The organism is Streptomyces violaceus (genome assembly GCF_036014075.1).
Lineage (GTDB): Bacteria > Actinomycetota > Actinomycetes > Streptomycetales > Streptomycetaceae > Streptomyces > Streptomyces violaceus.
In genome coordinates, this window is the sequence record NZ_CP107911.1 from 8621527 (window position 1) to 8642985 (window position 21459).

Below are 21459 nucleotides of genomic sequence, written 5' to 3' on the forward strand. Positions count from 1 at the left end.
AGGTTGAACGAAGATGATCTTGCCGTGAGGGGTGGAAGCGCGGGTACGGAAGGGGAAATTCCGCTCGCTAGGGGTGTCGGGGCGGTTGTTCCTCCCCGCGTGGCCCGCTGCCCGTGGTGCACGTCACGCCGCGAAACTGGCGCGATTCGGCGGTTCGGTTTCCCGGCGGGGACCCGGTGACGGCCCTGGCTCCCGACTTGGGTGAATGGCAATTCACCGACCGAGGTGAATTTGCCATTCACCCGCCGCCTCGCCCAGGCGCTGCCCGCTGGAGTGCCGCCGGCGCCTCGCCGGGCGCGCTCTCCTGGATGGTCACGGACACCTGCACGGGTATCTGCTGGCCTTCGCGATGGCCGGTGCGGTCGCCCTCATGGCCGTCGCGGCGGCGCTGTGCGGGCGAGTACGGTCGACGCCCTGGTGGACCGCTGCGCCCCCGCGGTGCAGGCGCACCTCACCCGTAGCGCCCTGGCCGAACAGCCGGTCCAGGAAGGTGTTGCCGTAGACGCGGTGCGGGTCGAGCCGGTTCAGCGCCGCGTCCGCCTCGGCCCACTCGGCCGGACCGACCGCGGCCGGCACCACCGAGCCCAGCACCTCCTGATCGCTCCACACTCCGTCGTCCGTGTACGCCCACCCCTTGGACCACTCCACCCGGGTGAGTGCGAACCCGCCGTCGAAGGTACGCAGCAGGAACCGCTCGATCTCGCGCAGGAACGCCTCCGCGTCCGGCGTGCCCGGCAGTGTCAGGACGTCCAGCCACACGGCCGTGTCCCACTCGGGGTGGTCCGCGCGCGGCCGGAGCGCGGACAGCAGCGGTGGGCGGGCCCCGGCCACCCCGGCGTCGCCCGGCTCGTCCAGACCTGTCACCCGGATCTCCACCGAGCCGTTGACCGGGAAGCTGCCCCGGGCCGCGTACGCCGCCAGCCGCTCCCGGTAGAAGGCGGCGAACTCGGAGAGCACCCGCTGCACCTGCTCCCGTGAGGTGAGTACCGCGTAGCCGTCGGCGTGCACTCGCAGGGTGCTCGGCTTCAGATACAGCAGTGTGTTCTTGGACGGCCCCCAGAGGTCGGCGGACAGCGTCGTCACCAGACCGAGCGCGGCCGCGTCGTACTGCGCGGTGCCCAGCACCGGCGCCAGATACCAGGCCGCCTCCGACGTCATACGGCCCACCAGTTGCGCCACCGGCGTCGGGATGTTGTCGGAGAACGGGTAGTTGTACGGCCGCGTCACGCGCCGCGAGGTCAGCGGCCGGGTGGGGGAGACGCTCCACACCTTCAGCCAGGGGTGCTCGGTGAAGGCGAACCAGATCGCCTCGACCCGCCCGGCCTGGTCCAGGAAGCGCGAGAAGGTACGCCCGTCGGAGCCGGGCGCGGCGAACAGCTCGCCCGCCGGGATGTCCGTACGGCTCACGCACCGCAGGTCGGTGTTCGAGCCCACCCGCAGCACCACCTCGGTCACCAGGGACCGGCCGAGATGGGTCAGCAGCGCGGCGCAGTCCGCCTCGTCGCGGCGGAACGTGCGCACCACGTACGCGCCGGCCCCCGAGTCCCAGACGACCGCCGTCAGGGACAGGATCAGATTGCTGAGCGAGCCGTACGTGTGCCCGGGCCGCCGGCGTTCGCCCCGCGCGGGGACGGCCGTGCCGTGCGCGTCGATCGCCAGGGCGCCGCCCAGGGTGAGGACGCCGGGAGCGGGAGCGGCCGTGACGCCGAGGCCGTGTTCCTCCAGGAAGGTCAGCAGCGCCTCCATGGTCACGCCGGTTCCGGCACGTGCGGCCGTCGGCGAGTCCAGCGTGAGGCCGGTCAGATGGGGCGTGGTGTCGACGAGGAGCACGGGCGCGCCGGACGGCGTCCCCTCCGTCACGGTCAGGGGCGACCAGCCGTGCGAGGCGCCCCGGGCGCGCACCCGCCACCCGTGCCGCCACGCCCAGTTGACGACGTCGGCCACCTGTCGCGGGCCCTCCGGTGCGCAGGCCCACAGACCGTCGGCGGTGATCTCGCCGACCCAGTTCCGGTACGCCGAGCGGTACAGTGCGACGTCCGCCGGGAAGTCCGGCAACTCCGCCGCCGCGGCCGCCGGATCCGCCGGCAGACCCGGTACGGCGGCGAGGGCGGCCGCCGTGAGGAGGAAGCCCCGGCGCGTCCAATGCGGTTGCTGCGAAGGGCCGTTGCTCATTGAACCGGTAGTCACGTGGCGTCACGCTAGGGGCCCCGTTGACACGTGACGCGTTCCTGTCGCCTCTATTCACTCGTGTGAGTGAATCGGGCGGGGTCTGCGGGCCGGAGCGATACGTTCCGCGCGGAGCCGTGACGGGTGACAGACTGACGCCCATGGACGAGCGCACATTCGACAGGTCGGGTCAGCACGCTTCCGTCGTAGGCCTGGGCACATGGCAGCTGGGTGCCGACTGGGGGGACGTCGACGACAAGGAGGCCCTCGCGGTTCTGGAGACGGCGGCCGAGTCCGGGGTGACCTTCTTCGACACCGCCGACGTGTACGGCGACGGCCGCAGCGAGCAGACCATCGCCACGTTCCTCAGCGGCCGGCCGGACCTGCACGTCATGGTCGCCACGAAGATGGGCCGCCGGGTCGACCAGATCCCCGAGAACTTCGTGCTGGACAACTTCCGGGTCTGGAACGACCGGTCCCGGCGCAACCTCGGCGTCGACCGGATCGACCTGGTGCAGCTGCACTGCCCGCCGACGCCCGTGTACTCCACGGACGAGGTGTTCGACGCGCTCGACACCCTGGTCGAGGAGGAGCGCGTCGCCGCGTACGGCGTCAGCGTCGAGACCTGCGAGGAGGCGCTGACCGCGATCGCCCGGCCGAACGTGGCGAGCGTGCAGATCATCCTCAACCCGTTCCGCATGAAGCCCCTGCGCGAGGTGCTCCCGGCCGCCCGCGAGGCGGGGGTCGGCATCATCGCCCGCGTCCCACTGGCCTCCGGCCTGCTGACGGGCAAGTACACACGGGACACGGTCTTCCCCGAGAACGACCACCGCACCTACAACCGGCACGGCGACTCCTTCGACGTGGGCGAGACCTTCTCCGGCGTCGACTACGTCACCGGTGTCGAGGCGGCCGCCGAGTTCGCGGCGCTCGCCCCCGAGGGATACACCCCGGCCCAGCTGGCCCTGCGCTGGATCATCGAGCAGCCCGGCGTCACGACCGTGATCCCCGGCGCCCGCTCACCCGAGCAGGCCCGTGCCAACGCGAACGCCGCCCGCCTGCCGGAGCTGTCCGGCCAGACGCTGGCGGCGGTCCGCGACCTCTACGAGCAGCGGATCAAGGACCAGGTCGAATCCCGCTGGTAGACACGACCTGGCTCACGGCACCCTTCACGGCACCAGGAGCAGCTGCCTCTCCTGCTCCTGGTCGCCGGAGGCGACACCGTCGTCGCGGGCAGTGAAGGCCCGGGTGAGCGTGTCGCTCGCCCGCCGTACCGCCTCCGGGGCGCCCTGCACGGTGACGGTCACCGGCGCGGACAAGCGCTCGCCGCTCGCCGCGGCGCTGCCGGCGAAACCGGCCTCCGAATCGCCGAAGGTCGCCATGTGCACCGTCGCGTTCTCGTCGGCGGGAAGCTCGTCCGGTGCTCCGAACGTGCCTTCCAGGACCCGGACGACCGTTCGTGCGTCGTCCGTGCCACCGCCGCTGAGCGTCACGGTGAGCTGCGTTCCGGACATGCGTCCACGACCTCCTCGGGTTCTGCGTCATTCGCGTCGTCCGTGTAACCGTCGCCTGATCGCTCAAACCGCCGCGCGGCGCGGGAGGACGGCCCGTTCCGGGGAACTCGCGGGAGAGAAGGTCGCGAGGTCTCACTCCGGGAGGAACAGTGGCGGACGCGGTAGAAGGCGGGGCCCGGCGCAGGGGGCGCAACGAGACGGAGGAGGAGAGAGCGGACCGGATGTGGCAGGAGCTCATCCAGGAGGTCCGCGTGGCCCAGATGGGCGTGCAGATCCTGTTCGGGTTTCTGCTCACCGTGGTGTTCACCGAGAAGTACGACGCCCTGACAGACACGGACCAGACGATCTACCTCGTCACGGTCGTCCTCGGCGCATGCGCGACCGGCGCGCTCATAGGGCCGGTGTCCCTGCACCGCCTCGTCTCCGGGCGGCGCGTCAAGCCGCAGGCGGTGCGGCTGGCCTCCCGGCTGACGCTGCTCGGCCTCGTACTGCTGCTGGCCACGACGACCGCTTCCCTGCTGCTGATCCTGCGCGTGGCCACGCACGACGGCTTCGTGCCCTACCTGGTCGCCGGGGTGGTCTGCTGGTACCTGCTGTGCTGGTTCGTCCTGCCCCTGTGGACCAGGTACCGCCATACGTCGGAGTGACGGTGGTACCGCCGCCGGGCCGGCCCGTGGACCCGGGGATCAGCCCCCGGCGATGACGTCCGCCAGGAAATCGTCCACGTGGACCTCCTCGCGGCCCGGCGGCACCACCTCGTGGGTCTCCCGCAGGAACGCCGCGAACCCCGGGGCCCACGCGAACACCAGGGCGTGGTGACGGCCGCCGTCGGGGCGGGCGTCACCGAGGAACTCCAGGCGCAGCTCCTGCCACATGCCCCGCGACACCGGGCGGATCCGCACGTCGCCCAACCCGACCGGACGCCGCAGACCGTCCGCGAGCATCTCGCGGTCCAGCTGCCACCGGGCGAGGATCCGGCCGTCGTGGCTGAACACGACTGTGACGGCGAACGGGTCCGCGGCGTCGTAGCTCAGGTGGGCGAGTACCGAGAAACGGTCCGTGTCACCGGCCTGGAGCTGCACCACCAGGGTCTTGTGCACGAAGGAGTTCACGAAAGGGCCTCCGGGAAGAACCGACGTAGAGCCCTCTAGTACCCCTCACACGCGCAAGATGCTCAGCCCTCCGGGTGATTCCCGCGGGCACCGCGCAGGGACTCGATGCACACGGCCACGGCCCGCTGCAGTTCCTCCAGGCGCTCCACCATGTCGTCCTCGTAGAACTCCGGGGTGTCGTCGAAGGTCAGCTCCTCGAACACCTTGGTCGCCTTCTGCAGGCTGCTGTAGAACTTCGTGCGCCGCTCCTGCACCCGCAGCCCCGGGTCGGCCTCCACGGTCTCGACGACCAGGGACTTCATGGTGTCGTACGCCTCGGTGGCCCACTCGCCGGAGTCCTCGTCCTCGTCCAGCTCGTCGATGAGCGACAGATGCCGTTCGGCCTCCTGACGAAGATCGGCGGGCGCGTCGAGGGTCTGCCCGGCGGGCGTCTTGATCTGCCCGGACTCGGCGATCTGGCGCACGTACCCGATCCGGTCGGCCGCCCTGCTCTCGCCGGCGACGGCCTTCTTCAGCTCGTCGGTGCGCACGACGTCACGGGCCAGCTCGGCCTGCAGGTCGGGGTCCTCCCGGACCCGGTCCAGCAGGGCCTGACGGGCCGCGCGGGCGGTGGAGGGGTCGGCGAGGATCGCGGCACGCAGGGCGGTGGGATTCTCCGCGACCTCCAGCGCCTTCGTGGGCCGGATGCCCTCCGCCGCTGCGGCCTCGGCGATGGCGGTGCCGCGCTCGGAGCAGGCGCCGGAGCGCGAGACGTAGTAGCTCAGCCACACGTCCGCGTCCGGCAGTTCCACGTCCTGGCCCGGCACCAGCGCCTCGAAGTGCGGGACCAGACCGTCGTCCGCCGCCCGGTCCCACGCCTTGTAGTAGCGCATGACCCGCTCCGGCGAGCACCCGGCGAGCTCCGCGAACTCCTTCGCCGACACCTTCGGCGTCTCGTCCGCGCCCTGCCCGCCGGGCCGCACGCTGCGCGCCACCTTCAGCCCGAAGGCCCACCCTCCGGTCCGGGCGTACGCCCCGAACTCCCGCGCGTCCAGCGCGACCAGGTCGGAGACGGGCGCCGCGGAGGTATCGAGCGGGGTGATGGTTACGGTCACGGACGACTCTCCTGAACGGGGTTGGGCTGGATGGAGTACGTGCAGGCCAGCAGCCTATACGCGCCCGTGGCCCGGGCCGGCCGGCGTAAACCGTTTCTCCTCGCCCCGCACGGTGCGGGAGACTCGGGCCATGGTGCGACCTGAGGTCGGGGCGGCGCTGCGCCGCTGCGCGGAATGCGGTGGATACGCGTACGGAGGTGCCCCCGCCTGTGCCGTCTGCCGTGACCTCGTGGACGGCATCGTCGAGGAGGAGTGGTCCGCGTTCCTGCGGCACTGGGACGTGACCGGGTGCGAGCAGGAGACCGCTCTCGCCGAACTGGTCGTCGCCGAACCCGACCGTCACGACTGGCGGGTGGTGGACGCCGCGCTCGACCGCCTGGCCTGTACCGACTGCGGCGATCGGCTCGGCCGCGGACCCGCCGGTTGCCACGCCTGCGACCTGGCGCACGGCTTCCGCTACGCGGCGATCGAGACGGACCGGCCCGGTGTGCCGCCGGGCAACGAACACGCCGTCCGGGTCAACGTCTCGGTCGTGCGCCGGCCCCAGGTCACCTCGGAGAGCGAAGTCCTCGTCCGTCGGCTGCTGTTGCCCCTCCTCCTCGTGGGATTCCTGCCGACCACCGAGGAGGCCCAGCGGATGAGCGCTCTCGTGAAGGCAAGCTCCCCGACGAGGCGGGTGCTCGTCGTCGAGCAGTTCGTCGCGAACGCGGACCTCAGCCGAACGCGTCGCGCAGGGCGGGCAGCAGGGTCTTCTCCGACCAGTCCAGGTACGCCGGCTGCGAGTCGCCACCGATCTGGACCAGGGCCACTTCGGTGAAACCGGCCTCGGCGTACGGGCGGACGGCCTCGACGAAGGCGTCCGGGTCGTCACCGCACGGGATGGCGTCGGCCACGTCGTCGGGCGTGACGAACTGGGTCGCCGCCTCGAAGGAATCCGGATGCGGCAGCTCCGAGTTGACCTTCCAGCCGCTGCCGAACCAGCGGAACTGGGAGTGGGCGCGCTTGACGGCCGTGTCCCGGTCGGGGTCGTAGCAGACCGGCAGCTGGCCGATGCGGGGCTTGTCCTCGCCGCCGTGCCGGTCGAACGCCTCCAGGAGCCCCGCCTTGGGTTCCGTGGCGATCACCAGGTCGGCGAGCCGGCCCGCGAGCTCGCACGACCGCTCCCCGGAGACGGCGATGCCGATGGGCGGCGCCTCGTCCGGCAGGTCCCACAGCCGGGCCGACTCCACATCGAAGTGCGTGCCGCGATGGTTGACGTGGCCGCCCTTGAAGAGGGCCCGGATGATCTCCACGGCCTCCTCGAACATCTCGTGCCGTACGTCGACGGACGGCCAGCCGCCACCCACCACGTGCTCGTTCAGGTTCTCGCCGGAGCCGAGGCCCAGCCGGAACCGGCCCTCGGACAGCAACTGCAGCGTCGCCGCCTTCTGCGCCACCACCGCCGGGTGGTAGCGGAACGTCGGGCACGTCACGTACGTCATCAGCGGGATACGTGACGTGGCCTGGGCGGCCGCGCCGAGCACGGCCCACGCGTAGGGCGAGTGTCCCTGCGAGCGCAGCCACGGAAAGTAGTGGTCGGAGGTCACCGAGAAGTCGAAGCCCGCCTCCTCGGCCCGCACCACATGGTCGACGAGCTCTCGGGGGCCGGTCTGCTCGGTCATCATCGTGTATCCGATTTGCACCATGCCCGGCGAGTCCCCGGACAGCGGGCGTGAAAACGGCTCGATCAAGGTCTGTCGGCAGGGGGAGGATGCCTCCATGAGTGCCTCCGCCCTGCCGACCGGCAGCCCCGCCTCCCAGGGCGTCGACGCCTCCGGCGTCCACGCCTTCCTCGATGCCCTCGAAGCGGCCCCGGAGATCGAGCCGCACAGCCTGATGATCATGCGGCACGGACACCTCGTCGCCTCTGGCTGGTGGGCGCCCTACACCCCCGACCGCCCCCACCTGCTGTACTCGCTCAGCAAGAGCTTCACCGGGACCGCGGCCGCCCTGGCCGAGGCCGAGGGACTGCTCGACTTCGACGCGCCCGTGATCTCGTACTTCCCGGAGTTCGAGGCCGACATCACCGACCCCCGCAGCCGCGCCATGCTCGTACGGCACGTGGCGTCCATGTCGAGCGGCCACGAGCGGGAGACCGTCGAGGAGACCTACGGGCTGGACCGGATGGAGCCCGTGCGCGGGTTCCTGCTGCTGCCGCCGGACCGCGACCCCGGCACCGTCTTCGCCTACAACCAGCCCACCACCTACACACTCGCCGCGATCGTCCAGCGGGTGACGGGGCAGTCGCTCACCGAGTATCTCCGCCCGCGGCTGTTGGACCCCCTGGGTATCGGCGAGGTGTTCTGGCAGCGGGACCGCGCCGGCCGCGAGATCGGCTACAGCGGTCTGCACGCCACCACCGACGCGGTCGCCCGGCTCGGCGAGCTGTATCTGCGTGACGGGGTCTGGGAGGGCGAGCGGCTGCTGCCCGAAGGGTGGGCGGACCGGGCAACCCGGCCGCACATCCCGACCACCGGTGCCATGGGAGACAGGGACCGGCAGGACTGGGACCGCGGCTACGGCTACCAGTTCTGGATCTCCCGGCACGGCTACCGGGGCGACGGCGCGTACGGTCAGTTCTGTCTGGTACTGCCCGAGCACGACGCGGTGATCGCCACGACCGCGGCGACCGAGGGGATGCAGGAGTTCCTGAACCTCGTCTGGAAGCATCTGCTGCCCGCTTTCGGCCCCGAGCCGCTGCCCGGCCGGGAGACCGCCGACGCGGCCCTGCGGGAGCGCCTCGCCGGGCTCGCGCTGCCGCCCGCCCCGGGCAGTCCCGCACCGCCCGCACGGGCCGAGGACTGGGCCGCCGCCGAGTTCAGGTCCTCCGCGGGGGACAGTCCGGCCCGGTCGGCCGGGCTCGTACAGGACGCGGACGGCTGGACGCTCAGGCTCACCGAGGGCGAGAGCCGGCTGGACCTGCGGATCGGGAAGGCGGACTGGACGGTGGCGGAGGAGCCGCTCCCGATCGCGGTGAGCGGTGGCTGGACCGGTTCCGGCACCTTGGCCGTGGAGGTGGCGTTCCTGGAGACCCCGCACCTCCTGGCGCTGACCTGCTCCCTCGCGGACCGTACGCTCACCGCGCGCTGGTGCACACAGCCGCTCCAGAGCGGCCGGCTCGCCTCCCAGCGTGCACCGCGCGGCTCAGTCTGAGTCAGGCCGGAAGGTCTTGAGGACGGTGCGCAACGTCTGCTCGTTCGCGCTGTCCTCCCAGTCGGCGGCCGGGGTCGTCCAGCGCAGCGAGAAACTCCGGCTGTCGCCCAGCAGGAAGCCCCGGCCGAAGGTGCGCACGCGGGTGCCGTCGACGTCTGCCGTCCACTCCATGTCGGCGGCCTCGCGTCCCTGGTAGGTCGTCGCGCGGATCCCGCCGATCCGCTCGTAGTCACCGGACTGCTTCAGGTTCGGTTCGACGTCGTCCCGCCACACGGCCACGGGGTCCGGGCCCACCCGTGCGCTGTAGGTGACGGCCAGCGTGCGGTCGTCGGCGCCGAAGACGACCCGGTACGCCAGATCGCCCTGGCGGTCGGTGTCCAGCCGCTTCCAGCCCTCGGGGAGCGCGACGGAGAAGCCCTCCGGTGCCTGGTAGCGGTGGAAGCCGGGCGGCAGGCCGGTGGCCGGGGCGGACGGTGTGGGTTCGGGGGACGACGGGGTGGGCGTGGGAGAGGAGGAGGGTGTCTCGGTCGGGCTGGGCGTACCTGACGGCTCGGGAGCGTCGCCGCCGGTGCTCTCGCCGGGCGAGGCGGCGGAGGCCGGCGGCCTGGTCGGCGAGTCGGCCGCCTCGCTGCCGGTGTCACTGCCGGGCAGCCCCTGGGTCGCGGCGAGCACGGCGACCGCGACGGTGACGACGGCCAGGGCCGTCCCGGCCACCATGGTCCGTCTGCTCCAGGCCGGGTTGCCCGGCAGCATGGCCGCGTACGTGCCGCGCAGCCGCGGGGCCTGCACCGACCCCAGGGCCGCTTCCGGGTCCTCGCTGAGCGCACGGGTCAGCGCCTCACGGACCACCGGGCGGGTCAGCCGCTCCCGTGAGTCCTTGCGGAGCAGCCCCTGCACGACCTGGGTGAGCGGCCCGGAGCGCACCGGCGAGCGCAGCGGCAGCCGGTCCACGGCCTTGAGGGTGTTCTCCGGGCGCCCCCGGTCACGGAAGGGCGGGCGTCCCTCGACCATCGTGTAGAGGATCGCGCCCAGCGCCCACAGGTCGGCTGCTGGGCCGATGCGCTCGTCCCGGGCCTGTTCCGGAGAGGCGTACGCGGGGGCCGTGAGCCGGGGCGCGAGGGTGGCGCCGGCCAGGCCGTAGCCGGTGACGACGACCGAGTGGTCCTCGCGTACGAACACCTGGCCGGGGCTGAGTTCGCCGTGGGTGATGCCCTCGGCGTGGGCCGCGTCCAGGACATCGAGCAGTTCCAGGCCGATGCGCGCGGCCCGTACGTAGTTGAACGTGCCCTGCTCCGAGAGGAGTTCGCCCAGCGGCGTGCCGTCGATCCACTCGTTGACGGTCCACAGGGCGCCGGCCTCCTCGGCGCTGTCGACGACCGTGGCGATCCGGCCCGGGCACAGCAGCGCCATGTTCTCGGACGTGCGCAGCAGCCGGGCGGCGGCCCGGCGCCCGGGCTCGAGCGGGTCGTCCGGAAGCCCGATCTGGGTGACGAGACACGGCCGCGAGACCTGGCCGGCGCCGGTGTCCTCGGCATACCAGCAGATGCGGTTGGTCTCGCGCTGGATGATCTCGAGCAGCCGGTACCGGCCGGCGACGAACTGGTGTGTGGAGACGTGCGCCCTGCCCATGGCCATCCCTCGACTGGAAATCTGGCTCTCAACCTTTTCCAGAGGTACGGGGAGTGAGGCGCACTCTGTTCAATCTGATCGCAACTCCGTGTTCATTCTTGTCTTTTGTTCAAGAGATGGGAGCAAGTGCGTGAGGAGAAACGGTCTTTCACGGACTCAGGCATGGCTCACCTCGGCCGCCCGGGCCTCCGTGGGCTCGGAGAATTGGCCCGCCGCCGCCCGCGGATTCGCAAAATTCCGGGCTGGCCTGGTGGTAACCGCCGGTAAATGCGGCGGTGTACAACATCTGAACTCGGAGCCCTCCGATGAATTCCGCGACGGATTCCCCGAGGGCGGCCGGACCTTCAGCGCAGACCGAAGCGATGCGACCAGTCGATCATGTCCACCGTGGTCGCGTTGCCCCCGCACACCACCAGGCCGAGCCGGGCTCCGCCGCCGACCCGTTCCAGGACCTGCCGGGCGGCGGGCAGCAGGCAGCCGGCGGCCGGTTCGGCCCACACCTTGGCGTGGTCGGCGAGTTCCAGCGAGCCCTGCACGGCTTCCCGGTCCGGAACCACGAGCACCTCGGTGACCAGGGCCGAGGCATGGTCGTACGTCAACTGCGACACGGACGGGGCGCTGAGCGTGGAGACGATCGACGACAGGGTGACCGGCAGCGGACCGCCCGCCGCCAGCGCCTCGGACATGGCCTGCGCGCCCTCGGTCTCCACGCCCCAGACCCGCACCCCGGGCCGGCGCGCCCGCAGTGCCGCCGCGACACCGGCGATCAGCCCGCCGCCCCCGATGCTGACGAGCACGTCGGTGAGCTCACCGGCGTCGGCGGCGAACTCCAGGCCGACTGTGCCCTGCCCGGCGATCACCACGGGGTCGTCGAAGGGGTGGACCAGGGTCAGTCCCTCCTGCTGAAACCGCGTCATGAGCGCGAACGCGGCGTCCATGTCGTCGGTCAGCCGCACCGACGCGCCCGACGCCTCCGCGGTCTCCACGGCACGGGCGGGCGCCGAGCCGGGCAGCACCACCGTGGCCTTCACATCGAGGGCGGCGGCCATGACCGCCACGGCGATCCCGTGGTTGCCGCCGCTGACCGCCACCACCCCGGCGGCCCGTTCGGCATCGCCCAGCGACAGCAGCTTCGCCGTCGCCCCGCGCGCCTTGAACGAGCCGGTGCGCTGCAGCAGTTCCAGCTTCGCGGTGACCGGGGCGCCGAGCAGCGCCGACAGCCCCGGGCTCGGCACGGTCGGGGTGCGCACGACGTACCCGGCGATCCGCTCGGCCGCCGCTTCGATCTCCGAGATGCCGATCACGGCTGCCGTCCTTCCGGCGCGGGGTCGCTGAACGCGCCTGGTCGCACCCTGGCCCGCCGACCCCGCCGAGGTCAATCAAGCCGGGCGGCAGGCACCGGATCAGACGTCGCGCCGCACCAGGAAGTCGAGCAGCGACCGCAGTTCGCCGGCGGCCCCCGCCGCCAACGGCACCCCGGCGAGCGCCGTCTCGACGGCGGCGATGTGACGCCGGGCCTCGGCCAGGGCCGTCGAACGGCCGCCCGCGTCCTCGATCAGCGCCGCCGCCGCGTCGGGCTCCTCGCCGCTCTCCAGGAGCGCGGCGAGCCTGTTGCCGCTCGGCGAGCCGAGCGCGACCAGCACCGGGAACGTCTTCTTGCGCTCCCGCAGGTCGCCGTGGACCGGCTTGCCGGTGACCCGGGGGTCACCCCAGATGCCCAGCACGTCGTCGACGATCTGGAAGGCGATCCCGAGGTGCCGGCCCGCCCGGTCGAGCGCGGTGACCGTCTCCGGGGCGGCGCCCCCGAGCACGGCCCCCAGCGCGGCCGCGCAGCCCAGCAGAGCGCCCGTCTTGTGCTCCGCCATCGTCCGGTACTCGCCGGGCCGCACCCGCCGCGGTCCCGTCCAGGGCCGCTCGGCGAACAGCAGGTCGTCCGCCTGCCCGCGCACCAGGTCACCCAGCGCCCCGGACAGCGTCCGCACGGCACCGGCACCGCCCGGCTGCGCGGCGAGCGTCTCGACGGCCAGCGCGAACAGGGCGTCGCCCGCGAGAACCGCGGGTCCCGTGCCGTAGGCCTTCCACACGGTCGGGCGGCGGCGCCGGTCCGCGTCGCCGTCCATGATGTCGTCGTGTAGCAGGGAGAAGGTGTGCACCAGCTCCACCGCCACAGCCGCGGCCACCCCGGACCGGCCGGGCGCACCGGCCGCCTCGGCGCCGAGCACCGCGAGTGCCTGCCGTACGCCCTTGCCGCCGGAGGCGACGGCCGGGGCACCGCCCACCTCGCACCAGCCGAAGGAGTACGCGGCCATCTCGCCGACCCAGGGGTGCAGCCGCCCGACGGCCTCGGCCAGGGCGGGGCGCACGAGGGCACGGCAGCGTTCGAGGACCTGGTGAGCGTCCGCAGGGCGCGTGGCGGGGGCCGGCGTCGCGGTGTCCTGCCGTGTCGCCCGTACCGCCATGGGGAGCGCCGTCATCGTGTCGCCTCCGTCGCCCCCGCGAGAGCGAGCCCCGTGTCCGGTATGCCGAGCTCCTCATGGGCCCGGGCCACCATCTTGCGGGCGTGCTGGAGGCCGATCCGCTCCAGCGTGCCGGCGAGGTCGGCCAGTTCGGCCGCGGTCTCGCCGCGGTCGCGGCCCAGCCGGGCCAGGGACTTGGCCAGTCCGAGGCGCGAGAGCGCCTCCCCGCGCGGCTCGCTCATCTCGCGGAACTCCGCGAGCGCCTGTTCGTACAGGGCGCGTGCCTCGGTGTAACGCCCGGACCGGTACAGCACGTTGCCGCGCATCTTGTGGTTGTAGGCCAGCGCGCTGGAGAGCCGCATCGCGCGGCATGTCGTCTCCGCCTCGCTCAGCAGCTCCAGGGCCCTCTCGGTGTCCCCGTCGCGCACCGACACGACGTCGGCCAGACCGCGTAGGGCCCAGGCGTGTCCGCGCCGGTCGTCGGCGCGCTCCGCGATCTCGGCTGACTCCTCGAACAGGGCGTACGCCGTGTCGTAGTCCCCGGTGTTGCGGTGCATCTGCGCGATGCCCTCCAGCGCCCACACCGTGTGCCGAGCCTCCCCGCGCCGCCGGGCCTCGGCGAGCAACTGCTCGTGCAGCCGGCCGACGGCCTCGTAGTCGCCCTGGATGCGGCCGGTCTCGGCCAGGCCCGCCAGCGAGTAGCCGCGTACGACGACGTCCCCGCCGCGTTCGCCCAGGTCGGCCGCGAGCTGGAGGAGGCGGCGGGCCAGCGGGAGCGCGCCGCGCTGCCGGGCCAGCGTGCCGCCGCTCCACAGGGCCCAGGCCATCGCCCCGACGTCCTCGGCCTCGCGGGCGGCACGGTAACTCGCCTTCCAGGCCCGGTCCGCGTCCGCGACCCGGCCCAGCCGGCGCTGCGCCTCGGCCACCGCGAGTCCGGAACGCGCCACCTCCCCGGGCTTGCCGGCGCGCTCCGCCGCCCTCAACTGCTCGGTGCCGGCGTCCAGTACGTCGGTCAGTGAGGAGTTGACGGACAGGGTGGTGAGCGCGCCCTGGTACTCCGGGGCGAATGCCTTGCCGTACATCGATGCCTTTCGGTCCATATACTCACCATGTATACACGCTGCGTATACATGGCATGTATAGAAGGGGGGAAACCGGCCCTGGCCACAAGGGCCAGGGCATCACCTGTTGCCGATCAAGACGTCGGGGGAACGGGCCGGGTTGCCTGTGAGGCGCAGATCACCCGAGGGGACTTCAGTGCCGGAGTCAGTGCTGCCCGGGCTTCTGCGGGGTCGCCTCGCTCGGCCGTACGACGACGTATCCCTCGCCCTGGAGCAGCAGTTGCACGGCCTCGCCGGAGCCGCCGCGCAGCATCGACCCGATGGACTGGGAGCGGTGCAAGGAGGTCTGCAGGCCCGCGGTCCAGCCGACGATCGCGTCGGTGTCGACGTACACCGGGTACTGCGAGGAGACCGGGATGACGAGCGGAGTGCCCTCACAGACCAGGCCCAGTTTGCCGTGCCCGGTGAAGACGCTGTTGAACAGACCGCCGCCGGTGATGCCGGCGCCCTTCACGGTCGCGATGCGATACGACAACGTGGCGTCGAAGCACAGGACGTTGCGGCCGTTGACGGTGAACTCGTCGCCGGGTTCGACATCGACGATGAAACAGTTCTGCGCTTCGTGGGCGAACCAGGCCTCGCCCTGCCCGCGCACCGCCATCAGCGGCAGTCCCTCCCCGGTGACCGCGCGCTTGAGCATGCCGCCCACGCCCTGGCCCTTGCGCTCGAACTGGAGGTTGCCGCGGTAGGCGATCATCGCGCCCTGCCGGGAGAGCATCTCGCCGTTCACCGTGTACCGGACGCACTTGGCGTTCTCGATCGTCATGCCCGCCGTGACGGCAGGCTGTGCCATGTGCTCGCTGGAAAAGAGGTCACCCTTCATGCGGGCATCCTCGCCCGGAGCGTCTCCTTCCGCCAAGATCACGGGCGGGGTTGACGGTCCGGAGCGTGGTGGTGCGGTGTCAGGCGCCGAAGAGCTGGGTCCAGTACGTGCCCGCCCGGCCGCCGCCCGCGAAGCCGATGCCGATGTGGGTGAAGCCGGGCTTGAGGATGTTGGCCCGGTGGCCCGGGCTGTTCATCCAGCCCTCCACGACGTCGGCGGGGGAGCGCTGGCCGCAGGCGATGTTCTCGCCGATGGAACGCCGGGTGGATCCTGCCGCGGCGGCCCGGTCCCAGGGCCGGCTGCCGTCGGGCGCGGTGTGCGAGTAGAAGGCGCGGGCCACCATGTCGGTGCTGTGCGCCTGCGCGGCGCCGGTGAGCAGAGGGTCGACGGCCAGGGGCCGGAGTCCGGCCCGTGCCCGCTCCCGGTTGGTGAGGTCGGTGACGGCCGCTGCCGTGCCCGCCAGCCCGTCCGGTGTGAACGGCCGGGCCCACAGCGCGGTCCAGTAGGTGTCACCGGAGGGGCCGTCGTGGACGTGGGCCAGTCCGGTGTGGGTGAACGCCGGGTCGAGCAGGGTGCGCCGCGGAATGTCGGCGCGCAGACAGTACGCGACGAACTCGGCGGGTGTGCGCGGCCCGGACACGAGGTGCTCGCCGACGGTGAGATACGCGTACCCGGCGCCGGTGACGCGCTGGTAGACGGAGACGCCGTCCCGGCTCTCGACGCCGAGGCGTCCCGTCATCGCCATGGCGGCGGCGTGCTCCCGGGCCGCGGACGCCAAACGGGCGTCGAGAGTGGCCGGTGGCGAACCGGCGTCGGCCCGCGCGGAGTTGACCAGCGCGAGGAATCCGTCGGGGCCGGGTGGGGAGGGCGTGAAGGCGGTAGGTCCGGGGGAACGGGCGGAACGGTCGGCCGGTTCGGTCGCGGCCCGGTGCCGCGGTGCCGAGACCCGCGCACGCCCGGCCGCGGGCGCGAGGCCCGCTCGGCGCACCCCTCTGTCGAGCGCGCCCGGCTCCGACGCCGACGTGTCGTCCGTGACATCGACGCCGAAGTCCCGGGCGACTCCCGCAAGTCCGTCGGCGTACCCCTGGCCCAGGGCCCGCAGCTTCCAGCGGTCGCCGCGCCGGTAGAACTCCGCGAGCAGCAGCACCGTCTCCTGCCGGGGGTGTGGCGGGGCGAACCGGGTGAGCGAACGGCCGGCGGCGTCGGTGACATGGAGCGTGGGGGAGGGCAGGCGGCCGAGGGTGGTTCCGGGCTCGGCGGGGCTGACGGCGACGGTGACCCGGGTGGCACCGGCACGCAATGCCGCCGGGTCCACGGTGAGCGTGTCGCCCCGCAGCACGGCTCCCGGCGCGGCCGGCTGGTTGTAGAAGACGAAGTCGCCGTCGCCCCCGACCTTTCCGCTGTCGTCCGAGATCAGCGCGGACACGTCGAACGGCCCGGGTACCCGGACGGTCACCGCACCGCCCGGCAACGCCAGATTGCCACCGGGGACCAACTCGCTGATCACGCCCGAACAACGGCCTGGGGGGCACGAGGGTTCCCACCCGAGCTCGTGCCCCGGGCCACGAGAGCGACAACGCCACGCCCGCCGACTGCCCGTCCTGCTCCGGCGACCGCAAGGCCGGCGACCTCTGCCTCTGCGCAAGCTCACCCTAAACAAGGTCGTCGTCGACCGCCCCGGCGCACCTACCAGGCCAAGGTCGCCTAAGCCAACGGCGACGTCCGCCCGGTCGAGGTCTCCGCGAACGGCGGCGATGCGACCCGCCACAAGTTCCCCTCCACCGGCGACCGGCACCGCCGAGACGGTCAGCGTCCCGGTGACCCTCAAGGCCGGCGCCGACACGCTCCCCTTCGAAAGCGGATCGGGCTACACCCCGGACATCGACCGGATCGACGTGCCGAAGTCGTCCTGACGGCCATGATCGAGATGCTTGTCCCCTCGCGGTCGGGGCACAGGAAAGCGTCGGAGGCGGCACCACTACCGTGTCGTACGCCGGGACCACCCGGACGAGCCGCCGCGCACCCGGCGGCTCGCTGACCCTACGAGACCTCGCGCCGTGAGAACGCCCGCCGACCGGCCGAAGGAGCGCCGACGATGCCCCGCACCGCACGCCCCCGCCGTCGTACCGCCCTGGCGGCCCTCTCCACCTGCCTCGTGCTGGGCTGCGGAGCCGGCGCGACACCCCAGGGGGCCGCGCCGGCCAGGCCTCCCGGTGCCCCGGCGGAGCCCGGGGACGGCGTGGTGACCTGGGCCTCCTCGGCCGACCGCGTGGGCGAGGCGGACGACGGCCGCGGCTACCGGCTGGTGGTGCACACCAGCGTCGGTGGCAGCGGCCTGCGGGTGCGGCTGTCCAACGCCTTCGGCGACCAGCCGGTGACCTTCGGCAACGTCCACGCCGGCCTGCAACGGGACGGAGCCGCGCTCGTACCCGGCAGCAACAGACGCCTGACCTTCGACGGCGCGCGCTCCGTCACCGTCCCCGCCGGCGGCATCGTCCACAGCGACCCGCTGCCCGGCCATGTCCCCGCCGCGAGCTCGCTCGTCGTCAGCCTGTACGTCGCCCGGGCCGGAGGCGCGCTCACCGGGCACTGGATGGCGATGCAGACGTCGTACACCGCCGCGGGCGACCACACCGCCGAGGAGAGCGCCGCCCACTGGAAACAGCGGACCGGCTCCTGGTTCTACCTCGACGCCGTCACCGTGCGGCCACGGTCCGCGGCGGGAGCCGTGGCCGCCCTGGGCGACTCCGTCACCGACGGCTGGCAGTCCACCACCGACCTCAACCGGCGCTGGCCCGACTACCTCGCCCGCCGGCTGGCCAAGTCGCCCACGACGACGATCGAAGGGGTGGCCAACGCGGGGATCGCCGGCAACAGGGTCCTGACCGACGCGCCCGGGCAGAGCGCCCTGAACCGCCTCTCGCGGGACGCGCTCTCGCTGCCGGGCGTGCGCACGGTGTTCCTCTTCCAGGGCGTCAACGACATCAAGGTCGAGCCGGGGGCCACGGCCGCCGAGCTGATCGCCGGATACCGCACCCTGATCGAGCGGGTGCACGCGGCCGGCAAGTGCGTCGTCGCCTCCACGATCGCCCCCTTCAAGGGCTGGCAGGAGTGGGACCCCGCCGGGGAGGCCGTGCGACAGAAGGTCAACGCCTTCATCCGCGACAGTGGCGAGTTCGATGCGGTCGCCGACTTCGACCGCGTCCTGCGCAGCCCCTACGACCCCGAGCGCATCCTCCCCGTCTTCGACGGCGGCGACCATCTGCACCCCAACGACAAGGGAATGCAGGCGATGGCCGACGCCGTCGATCTCGAGAGCCTCGACTGCGGGAGCCGATAGCCCGGGTCTCGGACACCGTCTCAAGCGAGTGAATGCGGAGGCCCGCCGCCCAGGCCCGCCCGGCAGCCGGTCAGCCGGACGCCGACGGCTCCGGGGCGATCAGACCCTCCCGGTAGGCGATCGCCACCGCCTCGCCGCGGCTCGACGCGCCCAGCTTGGCGAGGATGTTGGAGACATGGACGCTCGCCGTCTTGCCGCTGATGAACAGTTCGTCGCCGATCTGCCGGTTGCTGCGGCCTAGGGCGAGCAGCCGCAGCACCTCCTGCTCGCGTGCGGTGAGCACGCCGACCCGGTGGTCGGTGCCCGGTGTGTCTGACAGCCGGCCGCGGCGGACCAGGGCGTCGACCTGCTCCCGCAGCGGCGTGGCGCCGAGGTCGTCGGCGGTCTCCTGGACGGCTCGAGCCTCCGCCGTCGCCTCCTCGCGACGCCCGGCGGCCGCCAGGGCCTCGGCGTACCGCAACCGGCAGCGCGCCCGTTCGTAGACGTCGCCGTAGCCGAACGCCGTCACCGCCTTCGACCAGGCCGCCGCGTCCGGGCCCGACACGGCCCGGATCCACTCAGCCTCTGCCCGGGCCAGCCATGCCTGCCCCTCGGGACCCTGGGGAGCGCCGTCCTCGCCGTGGGTGGCGATGGCCCGTGCCAGTTCCACCAGTTCGGTCGCGGTGTCCGTCCAGCGGCGGGCCTCCGGCTCGTCGCCGGTCAGCCGCAGCCCGGCGGCCGCGTCGGCCACCGCGGACAACGCCAGGGCGGCGAGCCGGACCGTGGCACCCGGGCGGGGGACCGCTTCGTCGCTGAGGGCCGTGACCGTGGACCGCATCCACCGCACCGCGTCCTCGGGATCGCGGCGCAGCGCCGCGGCATCGGTGAGCACGATGCCCGCGACCAGGGTGGCCATCCAGTCGAAGGGCCCCTCCAGCAGGGCACGCGCCCGGTCGGCGGCCGCGAGATCGCCGCGCGCCAGTGCCACGTACAGCGCGGGACCGACCGTGTAGCCACCGGCCGTCGGCAGCACCTCGGCGTCGGTCGCCGCCGCGCGCACGCACTCGTCCCAGCGGCCCAGCACATGCAGCACCAGCAGCCGCAGGTACCGCATCTCCAGCGGGTACGGCGAGGACAGCAGCCCGGCACGCCGGGCCCGGTCCAGGCCCTCCGTCAGCCAGGGCACGCACTCAGCCAGGGCACCTGACTCGTAGTAGCCCATCGCCAGGTTGAACAGGGCGCGCAGCTCCACGGGCGCGTTGCCCGAACTCCGGGCCAGGTCCCGCGCCTTCAGCAGCCGCTCACGGCCCTGTGGGCCGCGCCGCCCGACCCCGTCGAAGACGGCCAGCGAGATCAGCAGGTCCGCCTGGGCGTCGGTCGCCCGCAGCCGCTCCGCCACACCCAGGGCCCGGCGGGCGACCCGCAGCGCGGTCTCGTTCTCCCCGACGTGGCGTGCGGCCAGGACGTGGGTGGCCGCCGCCCACACCCAGGTACGCGACGGAGGATCCTCGGGAATCATCCCCAGGGCCTCGCTGCTGTAGGCGAACGCCGCCGTCAGACTGTCCACGCTCAGCAGGTTCCCGGCGAGGGTGTAGCGGACCCGGGCGGCGAGCTCGGAGCCGGTGTCCTGGTCGAGTTCGGCCAGCGCCGACCGGCTGAGGGCGACCGCGCGGTGCAGCTCTCCGGCGTGCGCGGCAGCCGCCGAGGCGCGCAGCGTCAGCGTCACCCGGTCGACGCCCCTTCCCGAGGGCCGGGCCTCGGGAGTCACCGCCGGCCACAGGTCGAGGGCCGCTTCGAGGTGCCGCTGCTCCTCGGCGGGCGCACCGACCCGCTGGGCGTGGTCCGCGGCCTCCAGGGAGGCGGCCAGCGCCTCTGCGAGGTCGTGGCTCTCCCGGTAGTGGTGGGCGCGCTCGGCGGCGCTCTCGGCGGTCCGGCCGCGCCCGGCGAGCAGCCGCGCGAACGTGCCGTGCAGCCTCGCCCGCTCCCCGGGGAGCAGATCGGCGTAGACGGCCTCACGGGCGAGGGCGTGCCGGAACGAGTACGTGTCGTCGTCCCCGGCCACGAGAAGCTGCCGCCCCACCGCCTCGCGCAGCGCCGACTCCAGTTCCTCCTCGGGCAGACCGACCGCCTCCCGCAGCACATCGTGCTCCACCCGGCGTCCGGCGACGGCGGCGGTCCGCAGCACCTGCTGCGCGGTGTCGGAGAGCTGCTCGAGGCGGATCAGCAGCACATCGGCGAGTCCGCCGGGCACCCCACCGGACTCCGTGTCGGTGGCCGCGAGCAGTTCCTCCGCGTAGAAGGCGTTCCCCTCGGCCCGCTCCACGATCCGCCTCACCGTGGCGTCGGGCAGCGGCCGGTGCTCCAGGGCACGCACCAGCCGCACCACGTCGGAGTCGCCCAGCGGGCGCAGCTCCAGCCGCTCCACGGTGGGCAGCCGTATCAACTCCGCGAGCAGCGGCCGCAGGGGATGCCGGCGGTGCAGGTCGTCGGCCCGGTACGAGGCGAGAACGGCCAGCCGGTGCCGGAGGACACCCCGGCCGAGCAGGAACCGAAGCAGGTCCCGCGACGACTGGTCGGCCCAGTGCAGATCCTCCAGCACGAGCAGCAACGGGGCTACATCCGCCACATCGGCCAGCAGCCCCGCCACCCCCTCGAACAGCCGCAACCGCCCGTCCACGTCCCGCACGCCACCGGTGCCGGCCCCCAGCAACCGCTCCACCACGGGGTGCGCGGCCAGAGCGGCGGCGAACCGCTCATCGCCCGCGAGCACACCCAGCACCTCGGTGAACGGCAGATACGGCAGCCCGACGTCCCCGAGATCCACGCAATGCCCGGTGACGACGGTCATTCCGGTTTCGCGGGCCTGTCCGGAAACCTCCTCCAGGACCCGCGTCTTACCGACTCCGGCGTCTCCGGCGACCAGTACCGCACGCGCTTCCCCACCGCGGGCACGCTCCAGCACACCACTCAGCCGGGCAAGTTCGGACTCCCGCCCCACAACCGGCGAGACGAATGAACCCTGGGGCACTGAAC

At 72.8% G+C, this 21459-nt stretch carries 17 protein-coding genes and 1 pseudogene; 6 read left to right on the forward strand and 12 right to left on the reverse strand.

Annotated features, from left to right (window positions below; translation table 11 throughout):
• Positions 1-312: 312 nt before the first annotated feature.
• Entirely contained in the window at positions 313-2172 is a 1860-nt protein-coding gene (locus OG542_RS38885) for a cholesterol oxidase substrate-binding domain-containing protein (RefSeq protein WP_328418296.1), read from the reverse strand.
• Between the two features lie 155 nt (positions 2173-2327).
• On the opposite strand from OG542_RS38885, the gene OG542_RS38890 reads away from it, so the two are divergent.
• Positions 2328-3311 carry an aldo/keto reductase gene (locus tag OG542_RS38890; RefSeq protein WP_328417341.1) on the forward strand — a complete coding sequence of 328 codons (984 nt, stop codon included), beginning with the start codon at positions 2328-2330 and terminating at the stop codon, positions 3309-3311.
• 24 nt (positions 3312-3335) lie between these two features.
• On the opposite strand, the gene OG542_RS38895 is transcribed toward OG542_RS38890, so the two are convergent.
• Positions 3336-3680 carry a hypothetical protein gene (locus OG542_RS38895; RefSeq protein WP_328417343.1) on the reverse strand — a complete coding sequence of 115 codons (345 nt, stop codon included), beginning with the start codon at positions 3678-3680 and terminating at the stop codon, positions 3336-3338.
• A 149-nt stretch (positions 3681-3829) separates the two neighbouring features.
• Here OG542_RS38895 and OG542_RS38900 point away from each other — a divergent pair, with 149 nt between their 5' ends.
• Entirely contained in the window at positions 3830-4327 is a 498-nt protein-coding gene (locus tag OG542_RS38900) for a DUF6328 family protein (RefSeq protein ID WP_328417345.1), read from the forward strand.
• Positions 4328-4366: 39 nt separating this feature from the next.
• Here the strand turns inward: OG542_RS38900 and OG542_RS38905 are convergent, their stop codons facing one another.
• Entirely contained in the window at positions 4367-4792 is a 426-nt protein-coding gene (locus tag OG542_RS38905) for an SsgA family sporulation/cell division regulator (RefSeq protein WP_328417347.1), read from the reverse strand.
• Between the two features lie 62 nt (positions 4793-4854).
• Positions 4855-5886 (reverse strand): hypothetical protein, encoded by a 1032-nt coding sequence (locus OG542_RS38910; RefSeq protein ID WP_328417349.1) that lies wholly within the window; start codon positions 5884-5886, stop codon positions 4855-4857.
• 130 nt (positions 5887-6016) lie between these two features.
• Between OG542_RS38910 and OG542_RS38915 the strand changes: the two genes are divergently transcribed.
• On the forward strand, positions 6017-6703 hold the full coding sequence (locus tag OG542_RS38915; RefSeq protein ID WP_328417351.1) for a hypothetical protein: 687 nt from the start codon (positions 6017-6019) through the stop codon (positions 6701-6703).
• Here OG542_RS38915 and OG542_RS38920 read toward each other — a convergent pair.
• Positions 6600-7571, reverse strand: a complete 972-nt coding sequence (locus OG542_RS38920) for an LLM class F420-dependent oxidoreductase (RefSeq protein ID WP_328417353.1) — start codon at positions 7569-7571, stop codon at positions 6600-6602. The two genes, OG542_RS38915 and OG542_RS38920, sit on opposite strands and share 104 nt — an antisense overlap.
• Before the next feature lie 73 nt (positions 7572-7644).
• Between OG542_RS38920 and OG542_RS38925 the strand changes: the two genes are divergently transcribed.
• A complete protein-coding gene (locus OG542_RS38925) occupies positions 7645-9078 on the forward strand; it encodes a serine hydrolase domain-containing protein (RefSeq protein WP_328417355.1) in 1434 nt (477 codons plus the stop codon).
• Here the strand turns inward: OG542_RS38925 and OG542_RS38930 are convergent.
• From OG542_RS38930 to OG542_RS38955, 6 genes are all read right to left on the reverse strand, one after another.
• Complete coding sequence (locus OG542_RS38930; RefSeq protein ID WP_328418298.1) at positions 9070-10707, reverse strand: serine/threonine protein kinase; 1638 nt, start codon at positions 10705-10707, stop codon at positions 9070-9072. The two genes, OG542_RS38925 and OG542_RS38930, sit on opposite strands and share 9 nt — an antisense overlap.
• Before the next feature lie 344 nt (positions 10708-11051).
• Positions 11052-12011 carry a threonine/serine dehydratase gene (locus OG542_RS38935; RefSeq protein ID WP_328417357.1) on the reverse strand — a complete coding sequence of 320 codons (960 nt, stop codon included), beginning with the start codon at positions 12009-12011 and terminating at the stop codon, positions 11052-11054.
• 99 nt (positions 12012-12110) lie between these two features.
• Positions 12111-13181 carry a polyprenyl synthetase family protein gene (locus tag OG542_RS38940; protein WP_408057833.1) on the reverse strand — a complete coding sequence of 357 codons (1071 nt, stop codon included), beginning with the start codon at positions 13179-13181 and terminating at the stop codon, positions 12111-12113.
• Positions 13178-14245, reverse strand: coding sequence for a tetratricopeptide repeat protein (locus OG542_RS38945; protein ID WP_328418302.1), 1068 nt, complete (start codon positions 14243-14245; stop codon positions 13178-13180). The genes OG542_RS38940 and OG542_RS38945 overlap by 4 nt, the downstream gene beginning before the upstream one ends.
• Positions 14246-14429: 184 nt before the next feature.
• Positions 14430-15107 carry an AIM24 family protein gene (locus OG542_RS38950; protein ID WP_328417359.1) on the reverse strand — a complete coding sequence of 226 codons (678 nt, stop codon included), beginning with the start codon at positions 15105-15107 and terminating at the stop codon, positions 14430-14432.
• A 79-nt stretch (positions 15108-15186) separates the two neighbouring features.
• Positions 15187-16611, reverse strand: coding sequence for a CAP domain-containing protein (locus OG542_RS38955; RefSeq protein WP_328418304.1), 1425 nt, complete (start codon positions 16609-16611; stop codon positions 15187-15189).
• A 71-nt stretch (positions 16612-16682) separates the two neighbouring features.
• On the opposite strand from OG542_RS38955, the pseudogene OG542_RS38960 reads away from it, so the two are divergent.
• Together OG542_RS38960 and OG542_RS38965 are read left to right on the forward strand one after the other, a co-directional pair.
• A pseudogene (locus tag OG542_RS38960) lies at positions 16683-17020 on the forward strand (alpha-galactosidase D); the annotation flags it as partial.
• A 182-nt stretch (positions 17021-17202) separates the two neighbouring features.
• The gene (locus OG542_RS38965) at positions 17203-18447 is read left to right on the forward strand and encodes an SGNH/GDSL hydrolase family protein (protein WP_328417361.1); all 1245 of its coding nucleotides are present in this window, start codon (positions 17203-17205) and stop codon (positions 18445-18447) included.
• A 70-nt stretch (positions 18448-18517) separates the two neighbouring features.
• On the opposite strand, the gene OG542_RS38970 is transcribed toward OG542_RS38965, so the two are convergent.
• The gene (locus OG542_RS38970; RefSeq protein ID WP_328417363.1) at positions 18518-21454 is read right to left on the reverse strand and encodes a helix-turn-helix transcriptional regulator; all 2937 of its coding nucleotides are present in this window, start codon (positions 21452-21454) and stop codon (positions 18518-18520) included.
• Positions 21455-21459 lie beyond the last annotated feature (5 nt).

What these genes read in the sequence shown, in the direction of transcription:
- OG542_RS38885 (WP_328418296.1), bottom strand. Translation starts at nt 2,172, where the DNA reads ATGAGCAACGGCCCTTCGCAGCAACCGCATTGGACGCGCCGGGGCTTC.
- OG542_RS38890 (WP_328417341.1), top strand. Translation starts at nt 2,328, where the DNA reads ATGGACGAGCGCACATTCGACAGGTCGGGTCAGCACGCTTCCGTCGTA.
- OG542_RS38895 (WP_328417343.1), bottom strand. Translation starts at nt 3,680, where the DNA reads ATGTCCGGAACGCAGCTCACCGTGACGCTCAGCGGCGGTGGCACGGAC.
- OG542_RS38915 (WP_328417351.1), top strand. Translation starts at nt 6,017, where the DNA reads ATGGTGCGACCTGAGGTCGGGGCGGCGCTGCGCCGCTGCGCGGAATGC.
- OG542_RS38920 (WP_328417353.1), bottom strand. Translation starts at nt 7,571, where the DNA reads ATGGTGCAAATCGGATACACGATGATGACCGAGCAGACCGGCCCCCGA.
- OG542_RS38925 (WP_328417355.1), top strand. Translation starts at nt 7,645, where the DNA reads ATGAGTGCCTCCGCCCTGCCGACCGGCAGCCCCGCCTCCCAGGGCGTC.
- OG542_RS38930 (WP_328418298.1), bottom strand. Translation starts at nt 10,707, where the DNA reads ATGGGCAGGGCGCACGTCTCCACACACCAGTTCGTCGCCGGCCGGTAC.
- OG542_RS38940 (WP_408057833.1), bottom strand. Translation starts at nt 13,181, where the DNA reads ATGACGGCGCTCCCCATGGCGGTACGGGCGACACGGCAGGACACCGCG.
- OG542_RS38945 (WP_328418302.1), bottom strand. Translation starts at nt 14,245, where the DNA reads ATGTACGGCAAGGCATTCGCCCCGGAGTACCAGGGCGCGCTCACCACC.
- OG542_RS38950 (WP_328417359.1), bottom strand. Translation starts at nt 15,107, where the DNA reads ATGAAGGGTGACCTCTTTTCCAGCGAGCACATGGCACAGCCTGCCGTC.
- OG542_RS38965 (WP_328417361.1), top strand. Translation starts at nt 17,203, where the DNA reads ATGCCCCGCACCGCACGCCCCCGCCGTCGTACCGCCCTGGCGGCCCTC.